The sequence below is a fragment of the Marinobacter fonticola genome (assembly GCF_008122265.1).
Taxonomy (GTDB): domain Bacteria; phylum Pseudomonadota; class Gammaproteobacteria; order Pseudomonadales; family Oleiphilaceae; genus Marinobacter_A; species Marinobacter_A fonticola.
Genome location: NZ_CP043042.1, coordinates 2,289,620 through 2,305,589 on the forward strand (window position 1 = coordinate 2,289,620; position 15,970 = coordinate 2,305,589).

Sequence of the window (15,970 nt, forward strand, 5' to 3'; positions counted from 1 at the left end):
AGGCGCCCGAGCCGGACGCCCCGATGCTGACTTACTGGCGAAGCGCGGGCTGAATGTTCTCGACATTCTGCAAGCGTTTCATCAGCTCTTCGTTTCTGAGGGTGTTGTAACCCAGGCCCGCCGCATTAAGCGAGGACCCTGTCTGGTAGGGATAGTCGGCGAACGTGCTAAAGAATTGCTTGATCTGCTGCTGTACCGGTACGAACGTCCACATCGTATTCTCGGCGTACCAGCGCAAATACATTTCTGATTCCTTCCAAGCCTTTTCGTAGGGATCGGCACGTAAATGGATGACTTTCGGCCATGTCGGAACTTCGCGAATAGCGCTACTGATATCGCCGGTCAGGATAGCGAAATGTATTTTCCAGTCGCCCACCCTGGCAGCGTTCAGATTGCCGCCCTGATCGAAATAGAAGATCTCGTTGCGAGGGCTCTCATCCACCTTGCCGGACAGGAACGGCAGCATGTTGTAGCCGTCCAGATGGACTTTCCACTCTTTACCATTGAGGGACGCGCCCTCTTTCAGGTCCTCGACAATGTTGTCGTCGCCGACCGCGGCGGCAAAGGTCGGGAACCAGTCTTCCTGACTGATGATGTCGTTAATTTTTTGACCGGGCTCGATCACGCCAGGCCATTTGACCACCAGCGGCACTCGGAAGCCGCCCTCCCAGGTGGTGCCCTTCTCCCCATGAAAAGGCGTGGTGCCGCCATCCGGCCAGGAAACGGTTTCCGCGCCGTTGTCCGTCGAGTAGATCACCACGGTGTTGTCGGCGATGCCCAGTTCGTCGAGTTTGTCGAGTAATTGGCCGACTTGCTTGTCGTGCTCCACCATGCCATCGGGATAGAGACCGACACCGGTCACGCCCTCCGATTCCTCTTTCAGATGGGTCCAGACGTGCATGCGGGTCGCGTTATACCAGACGAAAAACGGCTTGCCCTGTTGATTAGCCCGATCAATGAAATCCAGAGCCGCAGCCATGAATTCCTCATCGACGGTTTCCATGCGTTTGCGGGTTAGCGGACCTGTATCTTCGATCTCCCCATCAGCGGACGCCTTAAGTACGCCGCGTGGACCGAACTTTTCGCGGAATTTCTGATCCTTGGGGTAGTAATAGCTCTCGGGCTCTTCTTCGGCGTTCAGGTGGTATAGATTGCCAAAAAACTCGTCGAAGCCATGGTTAGTGGGCAGGTGCTTATCCTGATCGCCCAGGTGGTTCTTGCCGAACTGTCCGGCGGTATATCCATGCTCTTTGAGCATGTCCGCTATGGTGGGCGACCAGTCCGGAATGCCATGTTCGGAGCCCGGCATGCCAATGGTTAACAGTCCGGTCCGGAAAGGGTGCTGGCCGAGGATGAACGAGGCTCGTCCGGCAGTGCAGGACTGCTGGGCGTAGGCGTCGGTAAACATGGCGCCTTCCTGCGCCAGACTGTCGATGTTCGGGGTTTGGTACCCCATGACGCCGTGGTTATAGGCGCTGACATTATGGACCCCAATGTCATCGCCCCAAATGACCAGGAAATTCGGTTTTTTTTCCGCTCTGCTGGCCGCCCTGGCTGTTTTGAGTGTTCTATTTGCTTTGAGTGCTCTGACTGTTGTCGGTCTGCTGAGCGGATGACGCTGCCGCCAATGTGCACAGGCTAACAATGGCCGCCAGCCGAAGCCCAACACGGCGTATCGTGTATCGCATGATGCTATCCTCGGGTTTGAGTGCTCGTCCTGAACAACCAGCCAGCAACTGCGATACGACTCTGTGGCACTATCTCATCAGGCTTATGTACGTCTCCATTAAGATCGTTAAGTTAATTTAGACGATATTTATTCGATGTGTACATCGAAGCGGTTCATCGGTCGCAAAAATTTCACACGCCGTACATATATCCCGGGTTTAGAAGACGCCTCGCTGCCGGCTTGCATCCCCTCTTTGACAAATCGCTAATAACCTATCAAGGCTACGGGGTGTACGATGAGGGTCTACACTCAAGGAGCCTCTGGATAACTCCTTAAACTTACAGCGTCCGCTTTACCCGGGAACAATCACGCATGCCTTACGCTCGAATCATCGGTACCGGTTCATACCTGCCTCAAAAAGTCCTGACTAACAAAGATATGGAAAAGATCGTGGACACCACCGATCAGTGGATACGTGAGCGCACGGGTATCGAGCAGCGCCATATCGCAGCTGCGGACGAGACGGCGGTGGACCTTGCTGAGCAGGCGAGCCTTCGCGCTATCGAGGCTGCTGGCGTCAATCCCCAGGACATCGATCTGATCGTCTTCGCGACCTCCACGCCGGACAAGATCTTCCCCAGCTGTGCCTGCATCCTCCAGGCCCGGTTAGGCATCCAGGGATGCCCGGCTTTCGATATCCAGGCGGTGTGCAGTGGGTTCGTTTACGCCCTCTCGACAGCGGATAAGTTCATCAAAACCGGCGCCAGTAAAAAGGCACTGGTCATTGGCTCGGAAGTTTTCTCTCGCATCGTGAACTGGGACGATCGCGGCACCTGCGTGCTATTCGGCGATGGCGCTGGCGCCGTGGTGCTGGAAGCCAGCGAGGAAACCGGGATTCTCTCCACGCATATTCATGCGGACGGGCAGTATGAAGACCTGTTGCATGTGCCGTGTGGGATTTCCGATGATTTCGAGCGGGTAAAGGCCGGAAAGGCCTTCATCGAGATGAAGGGCAATGAGGTATTCAAGGTCGCCGTGAATACCCTCGGCAAGATCGTCGACGAGACCCTGGACGCGAACCAGATGCAGAAGTCGGATATCGACTGGCTGGTGCCCCATCAGGCAAATCTGCGCATTATCTCCGCGACCGCGAAGAAACTGAATATGTCCATGGATCAGGTGGTGGTCACGGTCAACGAACACGGCAACACTTCCGCGGCATCTATTCCTCTCGCGCTGGACGTGGCAGTGCGCGATGGGCGCATCAAGAAAAACGAAGTGGTGCTGCTGGAAGCATTCGGCGGCGGGTTTACCTGGGGGTCGGCACTGCTTCGCTATTGAGTCGGCAATTCGGACATATCTGTGGTGTCGTCAACGAAGCTCGAATCAACGCATCGAAGCGCTCATATGACTCCCGATGACGCTGTCGATGTCCCATTTCCGCTGCAATTTTTCGATGGCCGACGCGTTGACTGCGAGGAATGTGTCGAATTGGCGTATCAGTTGGACGTGATTGATCGAGCTGAGCCGGTAATGGCTCGAATGCGAGGGCAACCCGGCGCGAAAACTGAACTTATCGTTCTCTGACCAATTACGGGTTCGCCACTCGACAATGCCGATATTGGCAAATACGGCATCGACCCGTTCTAACACCATGACGGAAAGCAACCCCTCGTAATCGGACGTTTCAAGGTACTGAAGGTTCAGGCCGTCCAGCACGTTGAGCTTGTCCCTTGCCACGTCGAAACCTCGAATGATGCCCACCCTGGCCCCCGGCTGGAGCGTCCTCACGCCATTCCTGACTAAATAGCCGTCGACGAAGGGCGCGACCTTATCGCTATAGGCCACCGTCACTCCCTCTTTGTCGACAAGATCCCACTCACTATTGTCGGGAAACCTGAAATCGACATCGCCCTTGATCACGGAAGCGGTCAGTCGCTTGATAGGCAAACTGACAAAGCGAAACTCGATATCCTGACTTTCGGCAAATAACCTCAACAGCTCGATCACAAAGCCGCTGGGCACCCCTTCCTTGCCGCTAAAGTAAGGAAGGTGATCAATTTCTTCGATGCCAACGGTGTAGACCGGACGTTCAGATGCAAGTGAGAATGGAACGGAGAGCGGAATTGAGAAAAGGGAGAAGCAAGCCAGCGTGATGCAAATCAGATAACGCATGGGAACATTCCAGTCTGAAAAGCGACCCCGTCCCTAGGCCTGAACGTGCTGCATCAGATTAAAGTTAAATGATGACATTCCAGCGACAACATTAAATTGAAGTATGGTATCGCCCTGCCAAAAGTGCAACGCCAAACAGTGCACCGAGAACGAGGGGCCCGATGGCCCCTCGAAAACCTTGCAGATGCTACAGGGCGTCCCGGCTGAAGGCGCCGTCGACGAGGCGTAATAACGCCAGCGGGTTGGCATTCTTGACCGCATCCGGCAGCGCCGCGTCTGGCATATTCTGGTAGCACAAGGGTCGAAGGTAACGTTCGATGGCAAGGCTGCCGACGGACGTCCCACGCGCGTCGGACGTTGCCGGATATGGCCCGCCGTGGACCATGGCGTCGTTGACCTCAACGCCCGTCGGATAACCATTGAACAGCAGGCGTCCGACTTTTTGCTCCAGCACTGCGAGCAATTCGCGACGGTCGCGAAGTTCGCTATCGTCGCCGGAAAACACCGTTGCCGTAAGTTGGCCGTTTAAGGCTCGGGCGGCAGCCAGCATCTCATCGGCCCCATCTACTTCAACGACCACCGTGACCGGTCCGAACACTTCCTCGAGCAATGGCGATTCGCCTGTCTCCTTTTGTGACAACAGCAGGTGCTTGTCGGCAGTAAAGAGGCGTGCGGCGGCCTGATTGTCGCCACCCTGGCCGACGGAAACTTCCTCGACGCCTTGCAAGCCCTTGAGCCGTTCGACGCCCCGGCCGTAGTTCTCGACGATCCCCGCATTCAGCATAGTTTGCGGGGCCTGGTCGGCAATCGCCGCGCTCAGTTTCTCGATGAATGCGCCGGAAGCAGTGGAGCGTTCGACGATGACCAGACCGGGGTTGGTGCAAAATTGTCCGCAGCCCTGGGCCACGGAGCCGGCCAGCCCTTTGGCAATCTCCTCACCTTTTTGCTCGAGGGCGCCACTGAGCATGAACACGGGGTTGATGCTCGACATCTCCGCAAACACCGGTATCGGTTCCGGCCGCGTATTGGCAAGATCGAACAGCGCGCGCCCGCCTTTCTGCGAACCGGTGAAGCCCACTGCTTTGATCGCAGGCTCTTGAACCAGTTGGGCGCCCACACGGTCGCCGTAGATCATATTGAAGACGCCCTTGGGCATGCCGGTTTTTTCCACGGCCCGCTCGATGGCGTTGGCGACGCACTCGGACGTCACCATGTGGCCCGGATGGGCTTTCACGACGACCGGGCAGCCCGCAGCCAATGCCGAGGCGGTATCGCCCCCGGCCACCGAGAAAGCAAAAGGAAAGTTGCTGGCGCCAAAAACCGCGACAGGACCCAGCGCGATCTTCATCTGGCGGATGTCCGGTTTGGGCGGCTGCTTTTGCGGATCGCCGCGATCAATCCGGGCGCCATAGAAGTCACCCCGGCGGACGACACTGGCGAACAGCCGAAGCTGGTTGCTGGTGCGCGACCGCTCCCCTTTCAATCGCGCCTCCGGCAGTGCGCTCTCGCGCTGGACTTCGGCGATGACGTCGTCGCCCAGGTCATCGATTTCATCGGCAATGGCGTCCAGGAAATCCGCCCGCGTGTTGGGGTCGGTTTCGCGGTAGTCCACAAAGGCCTTGGCGGCTGCCTGGGCTGCTGCCGTCACCTCGTCGGCGGTCGCTTCCTTGAACGCGACCGCGTAGGCCTCGCCGGTATTGGCGTCGAGACTTTGCAGGGTGACCTGGCCAGCGGCCTTGCGTTGGCCGCCGATGTACTGTTGCCCGAGTATGTGGCTCATTTCGTCCTCCTGTTCGTCATCCTGATAGATAGACTTGGTAATGGGTTTTGGCTTAAAGCTCCAACACGCTCACCGGTACCGGCTTTAGCCGTGCCAAAGGGTTTCGCAGCACAGGACCAAAGGCCTCCGCCTCGATCTCGAAAACATCGCCCTCCCGGGTGGCGACATCGTCGGCGCAGCTCAGCGTTGCGGTGCCGAAGAAATGCACATGAACGTCGCCGGGGCGGCGGAACTGGGCATACTTGAAGTGGTGGGCTTCGAGATTGGCGATGCTGTGGCACATATTGGCTTCACCGGACAGGAAGGGCTTCTCCCAGAGCACCTGGCCGTCCCGGCGAATGCGGGATATCCCCCGGACATCGTCAGGCAAGGTTCCAAGCCGCAGGGCCGGCCCGAATGCACAGGCACGCAGCTTGGAATGCGCCAGGTAAAGGTAGTTCTGGCGTTCCGTCACGTGATCGGAAAACTCGTTGCCCAGCACAAAACCGAGCCGCCGTGGCTGGCCCCGGCTGTCGACGATATAGATGCCGGCGATTTCCGGCTCCTCTCCGCCATCCAGAGCGAAGCTGGGTGATTTCAGGGCTTCGCCCGGCGCCACGACAATGCTGCCGTCGCCTTTGTAGAACCATTCCGGCTGAACGCCCTCCATGCCATCCACTGGTTTTCCGCCATCCAACCCCAGACGAAACATGCGCATGGAGTCGGTCAGCGACTCGGCGTTGTCCAGTTGCCGGTGCATCTTGTCTCTGCCTTCGGCGCTGCCCAGGTGCGTCAGGCCGGTGCCTGTGATCAGCAGATGAGCCGGGTCCGGGTGGTCGATAGGCGCCAGCAGTAGGCCCTTGTCGGCCAGCTCCGCGATATCGACCTGTGTTTTCCCGGGCCACTCGCCGATCAGCGTCTTTAAACTGACGGCGTTGTCGAGGGCTTCAAGCGCCAAGGCATAGACACTTTCGGCGCCGTCGAGAATGCGCCCGTTGGTTGAGTTGTCGGCAACCGCAATGACCTGTTTGTTACCGGCGGCGTCCCGGCTTTGGAGAAGTTGCATAGGGCGTGCTCCTGATCGCTTTTATTCGTGTTGTTCTTATGACCGTGTTTGTCAGTGGGAATGGGACGGCACCTTGGCGCCACGCCGACCCACAAGGAAGTCGAAGTCGCATCCCTCGTCAGCCTGCAGCACGTGCTCGATATAAAGCTGGAGATAGCCGCCATCGCTGGCCAGGACTTTGGATGCCGCCGTGCTGTCCTGAGCCTCCAGCCGGGTGGCCAATTCCTCGTCGCTGATATCCAGGTGCAGCCGGCCGGATTCGCAGTCGAGTTCGATCCAGTCGCCGTCGCGCACGGCCGCCAGAGGTCCACCGGCAGCGGCTTCCGGCGCGACGTGTAGCACGACGGTGCCGTAGGCCGTACCGCTCATCCGGGCGTCGGAGATGCGCACCATGTCGGTAATCCCCTGCTCCAGCAGCTTGGCGGGCAGCCCCATGTTGCCGACTTCCGCCATACCGGGATAACCCTTGGGTCCGCAGTTACGCATGACCAGCACGCTATCGGCATCCACATCCAGTTCCGGGTCGTTGATGCGGGCTTTGTAGTGATCGAAGTTGTCGAACACGATGGCCCTGCCCCGGTGATTCATCAGCTCCGCCGTGGCCGCTGAGGGCTTCAGCACCGCGCCTCGTGGTGCGAGGTTACCGCGTAGAACACAGATACCACCGTCCTTGCAGAGCGGGTTTTCGAACGTGCGGATGACTTCGTCATCGTAAAGGGGCGCCTCGGCGACGTTCTCCCAGAGGGTGTTGCCGTTCACCGTCAGCGCATCGGGATGCGGCAGGCGCTTAGCCTCACCCAGCCGGCGCAGGACCGCGGGCAACCCGCCGGCGTAATAGAACTCTTCCATCAGGAAACGGCCGGACGGCTGGAGATCGACGATGGTTGGCGTACCCCGGCCGATCTCACGCCAATCGTCCAGCTCCAGATCGACGCCGATACGCCCCGCGATGGCCTTGAGGTGGACAACGGCATTGGTGGACCCGCCAATCGCCGCGTTGACCCGGATCGCATTCTCGAAGGCTTCGCGAGTGAGCACCTTCGACAGTTTCAGATCCTCTTTCACCATATCCACGATGCGGTTGCCGGATAGCTGCGCCAGCACATAGCGGCGGGAATCCACAGCGGGAATGGCCGCGTTATGCGGTAAAGAGGTGCCCAGAGCCTCGGCCATACTGGCCATCGTCGAGGCGGTACCCATGGTGTTGCAGGTGCCGGCCGAGCGGGACATATCCGCTTCGGCAGCCATGAAGTCATGCAGCGAAATCTTGCCCGCCTTCACCTGCTCGGAAAGTTGCCATACCGCCGTGCCCGAGCCGATGTCCTTGCCCTTGTGCTTGCCGTTAAGCATGGGGCCGCCGCTGACGACGATGGTCGGCAAGTCGCAGCTCGCCGCGCCCATGAGCAGCGCAGGGGTAGTCTTGTCGCAGCCGACCAGCAGCACGACACCGTCCACCGGGTTGCCGCGCAAGGATTCTTCCACATCCATGCTGGCCAGGTTGCGGGTGAGCATCGCCGTGGGCCGCAAGTTGGATTCGCCGTTGGAGAAAACGGGAAATTCCACCGGGAAGCCGCCTGCTTCGAGAATGCCCTGGCGAACCTTTTCCGCGATACGGCGAAAGTGGGCGTTGCAGGGGGTCAATTCCGACCAGGTATTGCAGATGCCGATAACCGGGCGGCCGTCGAACAGATGGTCGGGAAACCCCTGGTTCTTCATCCAGCTCCGGTACATGAAGCCATTCTTGTCGGCGGTGCCGAACCACGCCGCCGAACGCAGCGGATTTTTCTTGTCGGACTGATCATGGTCAGACATCGGATAGTGCTCCCAAATACTGATTCAAGACTCGTTTGAGAAACGGTGAGACGTTCGTTGATGCTGCGGCCATCAGGCTCGTGTCCGGCGCGACTGCTTCCAGCGGTCGAACAGCACCGCGAGCAGCAGGATCGCCCCACGTACCAGGTACTGATAAAAGGTCGGCACGTTGAGCAGCCCCATGGCGTTCTGCACGCAGCCCATGATCAGCACGCCCACTAAAACACCGGTAATCGACGCCACACCGCCGGAGAGCGAGACACCGCCCAGTACGCAAGCGGAGATCACGGCCAGTTCCAGACCCAGGGAGGTGTTGGGATCGCCGAGTCCCATGCGGGAGGTGAGCAGCACGCCGGCAATACCGGCGACGACGCCTTGTAGGGCAAAGACCGTAATTTTCAGGCGCCGCACGTTCACGCCCGCCAGGTTGGCCGCTTCCGAGTTGCCCCCTGTCGCGAGGACATTGCGGCCGAAGGCAGTGACGTTGAGCAGGATGCCGAAGATGATGAAGCAGAAGATCATGGTCCAGACGGGCACCGTCAGGCCGAGGAAGGAGGCGCTGCCCAGATCGAAGAAGGCAGGCACGGTGATCATCACCGCATCGCCGCCGGACGTGATGTAGGCCAACCCGCGCACGAATTCCATCGCCGCCAGTGTGGCGATCAACGAATTGACGCCGAATCGCGCAACGACAAAACCATTGAACGCCCCCACCGCGGCACCAGCGGCAATGCCGGCCGCCACGCCGATAAAGACGCTCCCCGAACTGGATGTGATGACCGCCGCCACAACGCCGGTAAACGCCACAATGGAGGCGACGGAAAGATCCACCTCTCCAAGCGCCAGTACCAGCATCATGGTGGTCGCGATGGTGCCGATCAGCGTGACCGACAGGAGCAGGCCGACGATGTTACGGCCAGTCAGGAAGTCCGGTACCAGCACCGACAACCCGATAAAAAGCAGGATGAATATCGCAATCAGGCCCGAGGTATCCATCAAGGTGCGGATCGCTTTAGGCAAACCGGCACGCGACTTTGCGGGCGTGAAATCCGGTGAAGACTGAGCCTGAGCCAGTTTTTCGGTAGCCATGGTTGTTCTCTCTCTTATCAAGCGTTCAGGCTGGCAATGCCAGGCCAAGCAAACGTTCAGGCGTGGCCTGGTCGCGGGGTAGGATCTCGATCATCTCGCCATCGCGCATGACGCCAACCCGGTCGCAGATGGAACTGACTTCGGCAAGGTCGCTGGAAATGACCACCACGCTCTTGCCCTGTTCCGCCAGGTCGTAAAGCAGTGAATAGATGTCCCGGCGGGCGCCGACATCGATACCGCGAGTCGGCTCATCCATCACGAACACGTCGATCTCTTCGGACAGCCAGCGGGCCAGAATCGCCTTTTGCTGGTTACCGCCGGAGAGTGTGCCGATGCGGGTCTCAGGGCCCGGCGTCTTGATGCGCAGGCGGCGGATGTAGTCGTGGGCGTTATCCTTTTCCTGTGCGCTATTACGGAACACCTTCCAGCGTGAGAAGAAACGGCGGCAGCTGATATTGATGTTGTCCGCCACGCTCGCGATGGCGAAGATGCCCTGGGATTTGCGGTCTTCCGGACACATGGCGATGCCGGCATGAATCGCCTGCTGCGGGCTGCGGAACTGGCACGGTTTACCTTTGAAATGCACCGCTCCCTCTTCGGGCCTGACCGCGCCGCATACCAGGCGCAGCAGTTCGCTGCGGCCGGCGCCGACCAGGCCAAATAAGCCGAACACTTCGCCCTGCCTGACCGCAAAACTGGCGGGAACACGCACCCCCGGCCCTTTCAAATCCTTGATCTCAAGCAGTGTCGGGCCGTGTTCGCGGCAGCGGTAGCCGTAGACGTCCTCGATCTCGCGGCCGACCATCTCGCTGACCAGCAGGTCGTGGTCGATATGGTCGAGACTGGGATGGGTGCTGATGTGCTTGCCGTCCCGGAAGACAGTGATGGCATCGCACATCTCGAAGACTTCATCCATGCGGTGGGTGACGTAAAGCACCACTTTGCCCTCGTCGCGCAGGCGTTTGACGATACGCTTGAGATTGCGAATTTCCTGCACCGACAGGCTGCTGGTGGGCTCGTCGAAAGCGATAATCCGGGCATTGCGCAGCAGCGCGCGGCCGATTTCGATCATTTGCTGCTGACCAATCGAGAGATCCCGGACCCGGGTCGCCGGGTCGATGTTCTCTTCGCCGAGGTCCTTGAGCACGCCGACCGCACTCTCCCGCATCGCGCGACGGTCGATGAAACCATTCTTCTGCGGGAGCTGGCCAAGCAGCAGGTTCTCCGCGACCGACAGGTTCGGCGACAGGGTCAGCTCTTGGTAAATGATGGCGATGCCCTGGCCCAGTGCCTCTCGTTCGTTGGCGAAGACGTGGCGCTCGCCGTTGATCCAGAGCGCGCCGGACGTCACCTTGTTAACGCCGCTGAGAACCTTTAGCAGCGTGGATTTGCCGGCGCCGTTCTCGCCCATCAAGGCATGGACCTCTCCGGCCTGTGCATCGAAGGACACATTATCCAGGGCGCGAACGCCGGGAAATTCCACGGAGATGCCGTCAAACCGAAGGTATGACTCAGACATGATTGGGCTCCGATAGTGAGTGGACGGAACGATCAGGCGCCCGGTGCGGCGCCTGCCTGAAACCTAGAGGTCGAGTTCTTCCCGGACCTGCTTCCAGTTATCGCGCGTCATCAACGTGCCGGTGGTCTGCGTGTTCGCCTGCGGTTTCTCGCCCGACGTGATCCAGTTGTAGAGGTTCTGCGCACTATCGCGGCCGTGCATGGTGGAGCTCACCGCGACGGTGCCGAAGAAGCCGGTGGGGTTCTCCCGGGAGAATTCGGCGAAGGCGGCACCGGAGCCGTTAATACCGACACCGATCACATCTTCCGACGCGAGGCCATACTGCTCGCTGGCGCGTACGCCACCCAGCACGCTTTCTTCATTGAGCGCGAAGATCACCCAATGCTTGAAGCCGCCCCGCTTGGACAACACCGGCGACGCGGCGGCAAACGCGCTGCTGGTATCGGTGTTCTGCTGCGGTGCATCGAAGATGTTGTCTTTCTTGAAGCCGGCGTTGAGGAGAGCATCCGTCGCGCCGTCGGTACGCTCCTTGGCGGTCGGCAGCTCGTAGTTGGTAATCCGCAGGGCGGCTACATCGTCCATGTTCCAGCCGCGCGCCTCGATCTGCTCCGCGAGGGCGTTGCCGACTTGCTGGCCGATCTTGTAGCCGGACATGCCCAGATGCGGTATGTCCTGCAGGGGTTCGCCTTCGGCATTCAGAAAACGGTCGTCGACGGTGACGACTTTCATGTCGTATTGCTCTGCACGGCGCTTGATCACCGGGCCAAGACGCACATCCGGCGGACAGATGACAAAGCCTTGTGCGCCCTGGGAGTGGAGGTTATCGATGGCTGACAGGACTTCCTGGCCATCCACACCGGAGAGGGTGACGACTTCAAAGCCTTTCTTCTCGCCCAGTTGGGTGGCGGCCTGCTGTTCGTTGATGAACCAGGCCTGTTCGGGCTTCTTGACGATAAAGCCGATGGTGACGTCGTCCTGCGCGGCGTGAGCGCTGGACAACGGCAGGCACGCGAGGCTGGCGCCAAACGCCAGTACTTTAAGCGCACGGACAATAGGAAATGTTTGAAAGGTACGAAAGGTACAGAAGGTACAGAAGGTACGGAGGGTACGAGGGAATAACATCACTGTCTCCTGTGTGCTCGTGGGCACGGTTGTTGTTGTTTCCACAGGTATGCGTCCTTAAGACAGATTCACCTTATGTCGCGGATCGATATCCTACAAATCCCAATTTTGGCTATTACCGATATGTTTTTTGTTATCGGTCCAGTCAGAGCATGGTTGGAGCTGAGGCGGGAGACGGATTAACGTTGGGCAGCGACAAGCTGGGGTGGACGTCTTGGGTGGCGAAGATAAGCGCGCCAGCTCCGTAGAGCTGGCGAAGGAAGGGATAGAGGGAGGGCTTCAGCGTACGGAGAACGTATAGACCGTGCGGGTCTCGTAGGTTTCGCCGGGTTCAAGGATGGTGGACGGAAAGCCCTCCTGATTAGGCGAGTCCGGATAATGCTGGGTTTCCAGGGCAAACCCCGAGCGGTGTTTGTAGGCGCTACCGGATTTACCGGTCAGCGTGCCATCGAGGAAATTGCCGGAGTAGAACTGGATCCCCGGTTCGGTGGTGGCCACCTCCATCACCCGACCGCTGTCCGGCTCGATCACCCGGGCGGCCAGGACGAGTGTGTCGTCTGCTGCCGATGCGCGATCAAGCACGAAGTTGTGATCGTAGCCTTGCCCGAAAGCCAGTTGCTGATTGTCGTTGTCGATCCGGTCGCCAATCGCCGTAGCCTTGGTGAAATCAAACGGCGTCCCCTCGACCGGTCTTATTTCACCCGTGGGAATCAGCGTCTTGTCCACCGGCGTAAACGCATCCGCGTTGATCGTCAACCGGTGATCGAGAATACTGCCGCTGCCCTCGCCCTGGAGATTGAAATAGCTGTGCTGGGTCAGGTTGACCGGGGTCGCCTTGGTGGTGGTTGCCCGGTAGTCGATGGCCAGTTCGTTGTTGTCGGTCAGGGTGTAGGTGACCTCGACTTCCAGCTTGCCGGGATAGCCTTCTTCGCCGTCCGCGCTGGCGTAGGTCAGCACAAGACCGGCGCCCTGCTCGTTCTCGAACGGCTTGGCTTCCCAGAGCTCCCGGTTGAACCCCTTGTCGCCACCATGCAGATGGTTGGGGCCGTTGTTGGTGGCCAGCTCGAAAGTTTCACCGTTTAGCTCGAACGCTCCGCCGGCGATCCGGTTGCCATAGCGACCGATCAACGCCCCGAAATAGGGGTTGGATGTCATATAGGCATCGGAAAGATAGCCCTCGAGGTTGTCGAAACCCAGCACGATATCGTCAAACTGCCCGCTGGCATCGGGCGTCCACAGCGACGTGACGATGCCGCCGTAGTTGGTCACCCGCATTTCCACGCCGTTGGCGTTGACGATGCGGTAGAGATCGGCCTTGCGTCCATCCGGCAAGGCGCCGAAGCTCGACCGCTTTACGGACTCCAGATCGTTCATCGTTTTGTTCCCGTCAGCATGGATTGAACCTGCGGCAAATAAGAGACCCAGGCTAGCGCCCAGGGCCAGGTAAGGGAAAGGCGTTTTCCATGTCATGTTATAAGCTCCTGCATAGACGATTGCTGATGCAATCTGTTGTTGTTCGAAGAATCGGTTGTGAGCCCTGTGACGCGCACAAGCCCAAAATCACGTTAGACTAGCGGGCGATAACCGACTAATACTGTTTTAGCGGTTATTCGATACTCGTTCAGTTATCAGTAAGGCAGGCCCGCCCATGGCAAGACTCAACGACGACTGGTTTCTACGCGCCCGGCTCAAGATGCGGCACCTCCAGCTCTTCCTCGCCATCGACGAGCACCGCAACCTGCACCGCGCGGCCGAGAGCCTGTCCATGAACCAGCCGGCGGCGTCAAAATTGCTGAACGATCTGGAGGTTCAGCTGGATGTGGTGTTGTTCGACCGCCATCCGCGGGGTATGACCCCGAACTGGTATGGCGAAGTCATGGTGCGTCACGCACGTAGCATCGTTTCCCAGCTCAACCACACGGGTGAGGAAATCAACGCCATGCGTCAGGGCAATGCCGGTGTCGTGGCTGTGGGCGCGGTGATGGCGCCCGCCGTCACCATTCTCACCAGTGCAGTGGAGCGGGTACACCGGGCTTTGCCAGGGCTCAAGGTGCGGATCGACGTGGACGTGAGTAAGCGGCTGGTGCCGCGACTGATCGAGGGCGAGTTCGATTTCGTGGTTAGCCGGATTCCGGAAGGATTTACCGCCGAGCGTTTTGTTTTCGAGGAAATCGGCGAGGAAGATATCTGTATTGTCTGCCGCGAGGGCCATCCGGCCATGACTGACACTCCAACGCGCCTGGAGAATCTGACCGCCTATCCCTGGTCACTGCAGCCGCCAGGCGCCCTACTGCGTCAGCGGGTCGATAACTTGTTTCTGCATCATGGCGCGGAGCCGCCGAAATACATCGTGGACACGCCGGATTTCCTGGTTTCTCTGGCACTGGTGGACAAGTCAGATACGCTCACCGTGACGACCCGGCAAGTGGCGGAAATGGTCTGTGCGCCCCAGCGTTTCAGTATCCTTCCCTTTGGTGAACCCATCCGGGTGCAACCCTATGGCCTGGTTAGCCTGCGGGACAAGCGCCTCTCCCCCGGTGCCGCCGCCTTACTGGACACCTTGCGGGGAATCATCAGCGAAACCGATACTGGAGCGTTGGACGGGGCTCAGGGGTTATTCCAATAACCAAGGTTTATCCCAATAGTTAGAGCTTGTCCCAATAGTTAGGACTTGTGCCAATAAAAGGGATCCACAGTCATTCGCTCGCTAAGCAGAAAGGCATCCGCAACGTGCTGCAGCGGCGTGGTATCCACCTCGATGCTCGCGGAATCCACAAGCTCGGCAAAGCGCTGGTAAAGACCCGGATACTCCCGTTCCTCGTCGTCATGCCGTAGCGTTCCATCGATAAACAGCTGGCTACCGCCCTTGGACAGCGTCAAACGCCCTTCTTCGGTGATGACGTGGATATCCCAAAGCTGCGGTCCGGTCTGGCGGGAATCGAAACTGGCGGTCACCGGATAACCGGCGATGCTTTCGAAGCTCAGGTTGGCTGCAATCGGTGTCTGCCGGTTGGATGGCACTTCCAGGACACCCTGACGCAGAAAGAACCCATCGGCCAGGATAGCGGTCGCGATCGACAAACCATTGATGCCCGGATCGAAGACGCCCATTCCGCCGGGTTCCCAGATCCAATCCTGATTCGGGTGCCAGACGCGAACATCTTCCTTCCACTCGATTTCGACGCGGCGCACCTTCTGACTGGCCAACCATGCCCGCGCAGGTTCTACGGCGGGCGCGAACCGCGAATGCCAGGCCGCGAACAGCGTCTTACCCGCGGATTCAGCCTGGCGACGCAGGGCATCGACCTCGCCCAGTGTCGTGCCCGGCGGCTTTTCCAGCATAACGTGCTTGTCTTGCGCCAATGCCCGGCAGGCCAGTGAATAGCGCACGGACGGCGGCACACAAAGGCTGACGGCGTCGAGATCCGGAACGGCTTCCAGCATTGCCTCGAGCGTTGGAAAGTGGGCAACGCCCTCCGGCGCATTGCCACCTGGATCGGCGACAGCCTTGAGCTGGTAGGCGGGGTTATCCCTAAGAGCCGGAAAATGCTGGTCTTGAGCGATTTTGCCGAAACCGACAATACCCAATTTGATGGCGGACCCCGCACTGGTAGCAAACATAGTGGACTTACTCTGAAAAAACCGAAGCCTAACCATAACGATGAAATGGCTTATGTTCTAATAGCGATTTGGATAAGCATTGATATCGATTCTGCAATCAGCCCAGCTTACCCTCCCAGTTAGGCTTGTTTGTGCCTC

The 15,970-nt window shown here is 59.1% G+C and carries 12 protein-coding genes; 2 read left to right on the forward strand and 10 right to left on the reverse strand.

The features are described from left to right. Positions 1-31 precede the first annotated feature (31 nt). A complete protein-coding gene (locus FXO11_RS10175; RefSeq protein ID WP_148862868.1) occupies positions 32-1,645 on the reverse strand; it encodes an arylsulfatase in 1,614 nt (537 codons plus the stop codon). A gap of 396 nt (positions 1,646-2,041) precedes the next feature. On the opposite strand from FXO11_RS10175, the gene FXO11_RS10180 reads away from it, so the two are divergent. After that, positions 2,042-3,010 carry a beta-ketoacyl-ACP synthase III gene (locus FXO11_RS10180; protein WP_148862869.1) on the forward strand — a complete coding sequence of 323 codons (969 nt, stop codon included), beginning with the start codon at positions 2,042-2,044 and terminating at the stop codon, positions 3,008-3,010. Positions 3,011-3,055: 45 nt separating this feature from the next. Here FXO11_RS10180 and FXO11_RS10185 read toward each other — a convergent pair whose 3' ends face one another. The 8 genes from FXO11_RS10185 to FXO11_RS10220 all read right to left on the reverse strand — a co-directional run bounded on the left by FXO11_RS10185 (position 3,056) and on the right by FXO11_RS10220 (position 13,681). Then, complete coding sequence (locus FXO11_RS10185) at positions 3,056-3,844, reverse strand: transporter substrate-binding domain-containing protein (protein WP_148862870.1); 789 nt, start codon at positions 3,842-3,844, stop codon at positions 3,056-3,058. 187 nt (positions 3,845-4,031) lie between these two features. After that, entirely contained in the window at positions 4,032-5,624 is a 1,593-nt protein-coding gene (locus FXO11_RS10190) for an aldehyde dehydrogenase (NADP(+)) (protein ID WP_148862871.1), read from the reverse strand. Between the two features lie 52 nt (positions 5,625-5,676). Next, on the reverse strand, positions 5,677-6,669 hold the full coding sequence (araD1, locus tag FXO11_RS10195; RefSeq protein ID WP_148862872.1) for an AraD1 family protein: 993 nt from the start codon (positions 6,667-6,669) through the stop codon (positions 5,677-5,679). 51 nt (positions 6,670-6,720) lie between these two features. Beyond that, complete coding sequence (locus FXO11_RS10200; RefSeq protein WP_148862873.1) at positions 6,721-8,481, reverse strand: IlvD/Edd family dehydratase; 1,761 nt, start codon at positions 8,479-8,481, stop codon at positions 6,721-6,723. 72 nt (positions 8,482-8,553) lie between these two features. Next, a complete protein-coding gene (gene araH, locus FXO11_RS10205; protein WP_406565647.1) occupies positions 8,554-9,477 on the reverse strand; it encodes an L-arabinose ABC transporter permease AraH in 924 nt (307 codons plus the stop codon). Between the two features lie 118 nt (positions 9,478-9,595). Continuing rightward, positions 9,596-11,089 (reverse strand): L-arabinose ABC transporter ATP-binding protein AraG, encoded by a 1,494-nt coding sequence (gene araG / locus FXO11_RS10210; RefSeq protein ID WP_148862874.1) that lies wholly within the window; start codon positions 11,087-11,089, stop codon positions 9,596-9,598. 63 nt (positions 11,090-11,152) lie between these two features. Then, a complete protein-coding gene (locus FXO11_RS10215; RefSeq protein WP_148862875.1) occupies positions 11,153-12,211 on the reverse strand; it encodes an arabinose ABC transporter substrate-binding protein in 1,059 nt (352 codons plus the stop codon). Positions 12,212-12,490: 279 nt separating this feature from the next. Further along, the gene (locus tag FXO11_RS10220) at positions 12,491-13,681 is read right to left on the reverse strand and encodes an aldose epimerase family protein (RefSeq protein WP_148862876.1); all 1,191 of its coding nucleotides are present in this window, start codon (positions 13,679-13,681) and stop codon (positions 12,491-12,493) included. Between the two features lie 178 nt (positions 13,682-13,859). Between FXO11_RS10220 and FXO11_RS10225 the strand changes: the two genes are divergently transcribed. After that, entirely contained in the window at positions 13,860-14,837 is a 978-nt protein-coding gene (locus FXO11_RS10225) for a LysR family transcriptional regulator (protein ID WP_148862877.1), read from the forward strand. Between the two features lie 38 nt (positions 14,838-14,875). Here the strand turns inward: FXO11_RS10225 and FXO11_RS10230 are convergent, their stop codons facing one another. Then, complete coding sequence (locus tag FXO11_RS10230; protein ID WP_148862878.1) at positions 14,876-15,832, reverse strand: Gfo/Idh/MocA family protein; 957 nt, start codon at positions 15,830-15,832, stop codon at positions 14,876-14,878. Positions 15,833-15,970 lie beyond the last annotated feature (138 nt).

Bases quoted from the DNA above. Each gene is read 5' to 3' on its own strand.
- FXO11_RS10180 (WP_148862869.1), top strand. From the start codon at position 2,042: ATGCCTTACGCTCGAATCATCGGTACCGGTTCATACCTGCCTCAAAAA.
- FXO11_RS10185 (WP_148862870.1), bottom strand. From the start codon at position 3,844: ATGCGTTATCTGATTTGCATCACGCTGGCTTGCTTCTCCCTTTTCTCA.
- FXO11_RS10190 (WP_148862871.1), bottom strand. From the start codon at position 5,624: ATGAGCCACATACTCGGGCAACAGTACATCGGCGGCCAACGCAAGGCC.
- araD1 (WP_148862872.1), bottom strand. From the start codon at position 6,669: ATGCAACTTCTCCAAAGCCGGGACGCCGCCGGTAACAAACAGGTCATT.
- FXO11_RS10200 (WP_148862873.1), bottom strand. From the start codon at position 8,481: ATGTCTGACCATGATCAGTCCGACAAGAAAAATCCGCTGCGTTCGGCG.
- araH (WP_406565647.1), bottom strand. From the start codon at position 9,477: ATGGATACCTCGGGCCTGATTGCGATATTCATCCTGCTTTTTATCGGG.
- araG (WP_148862874.1), bottom strand. From the start codon at position 11,089: ATGTCTGAGTCATACCTTCGGTTTGACGGCATCTCCGTGGAATTTCCC.
- FXO11_RS10215 (WP_148862875.1), bottom strand. From the start codon at position 12,211: ATGTTATTCCCTCGTACCCTCCGTACCTTCTGTACCTTCTGTACCTTT.
- FXO11_RS10220 (WP_148862876.1), bottom strand. From the start codon at position 13,681: ATGACATGGAAAACGCCTTTCCCTTACCTGGCCCTGGGCGCTAGCCTG.
- FXO11_RS10225 (WP_148862877.1), top strand. From the start codon at position 13,860: ATGGCAAGACTCAACGACGACTGGTTTCTACGCGCCCGGCTCAAGATG.
- FXO11_RS10230 (WP_148862878.1), bottom strand. From the start codon at position 15,832: ATGTTTGCTACCAGTGCGGGGTCCGCCATCAAATTGGGTATTGTCGGT.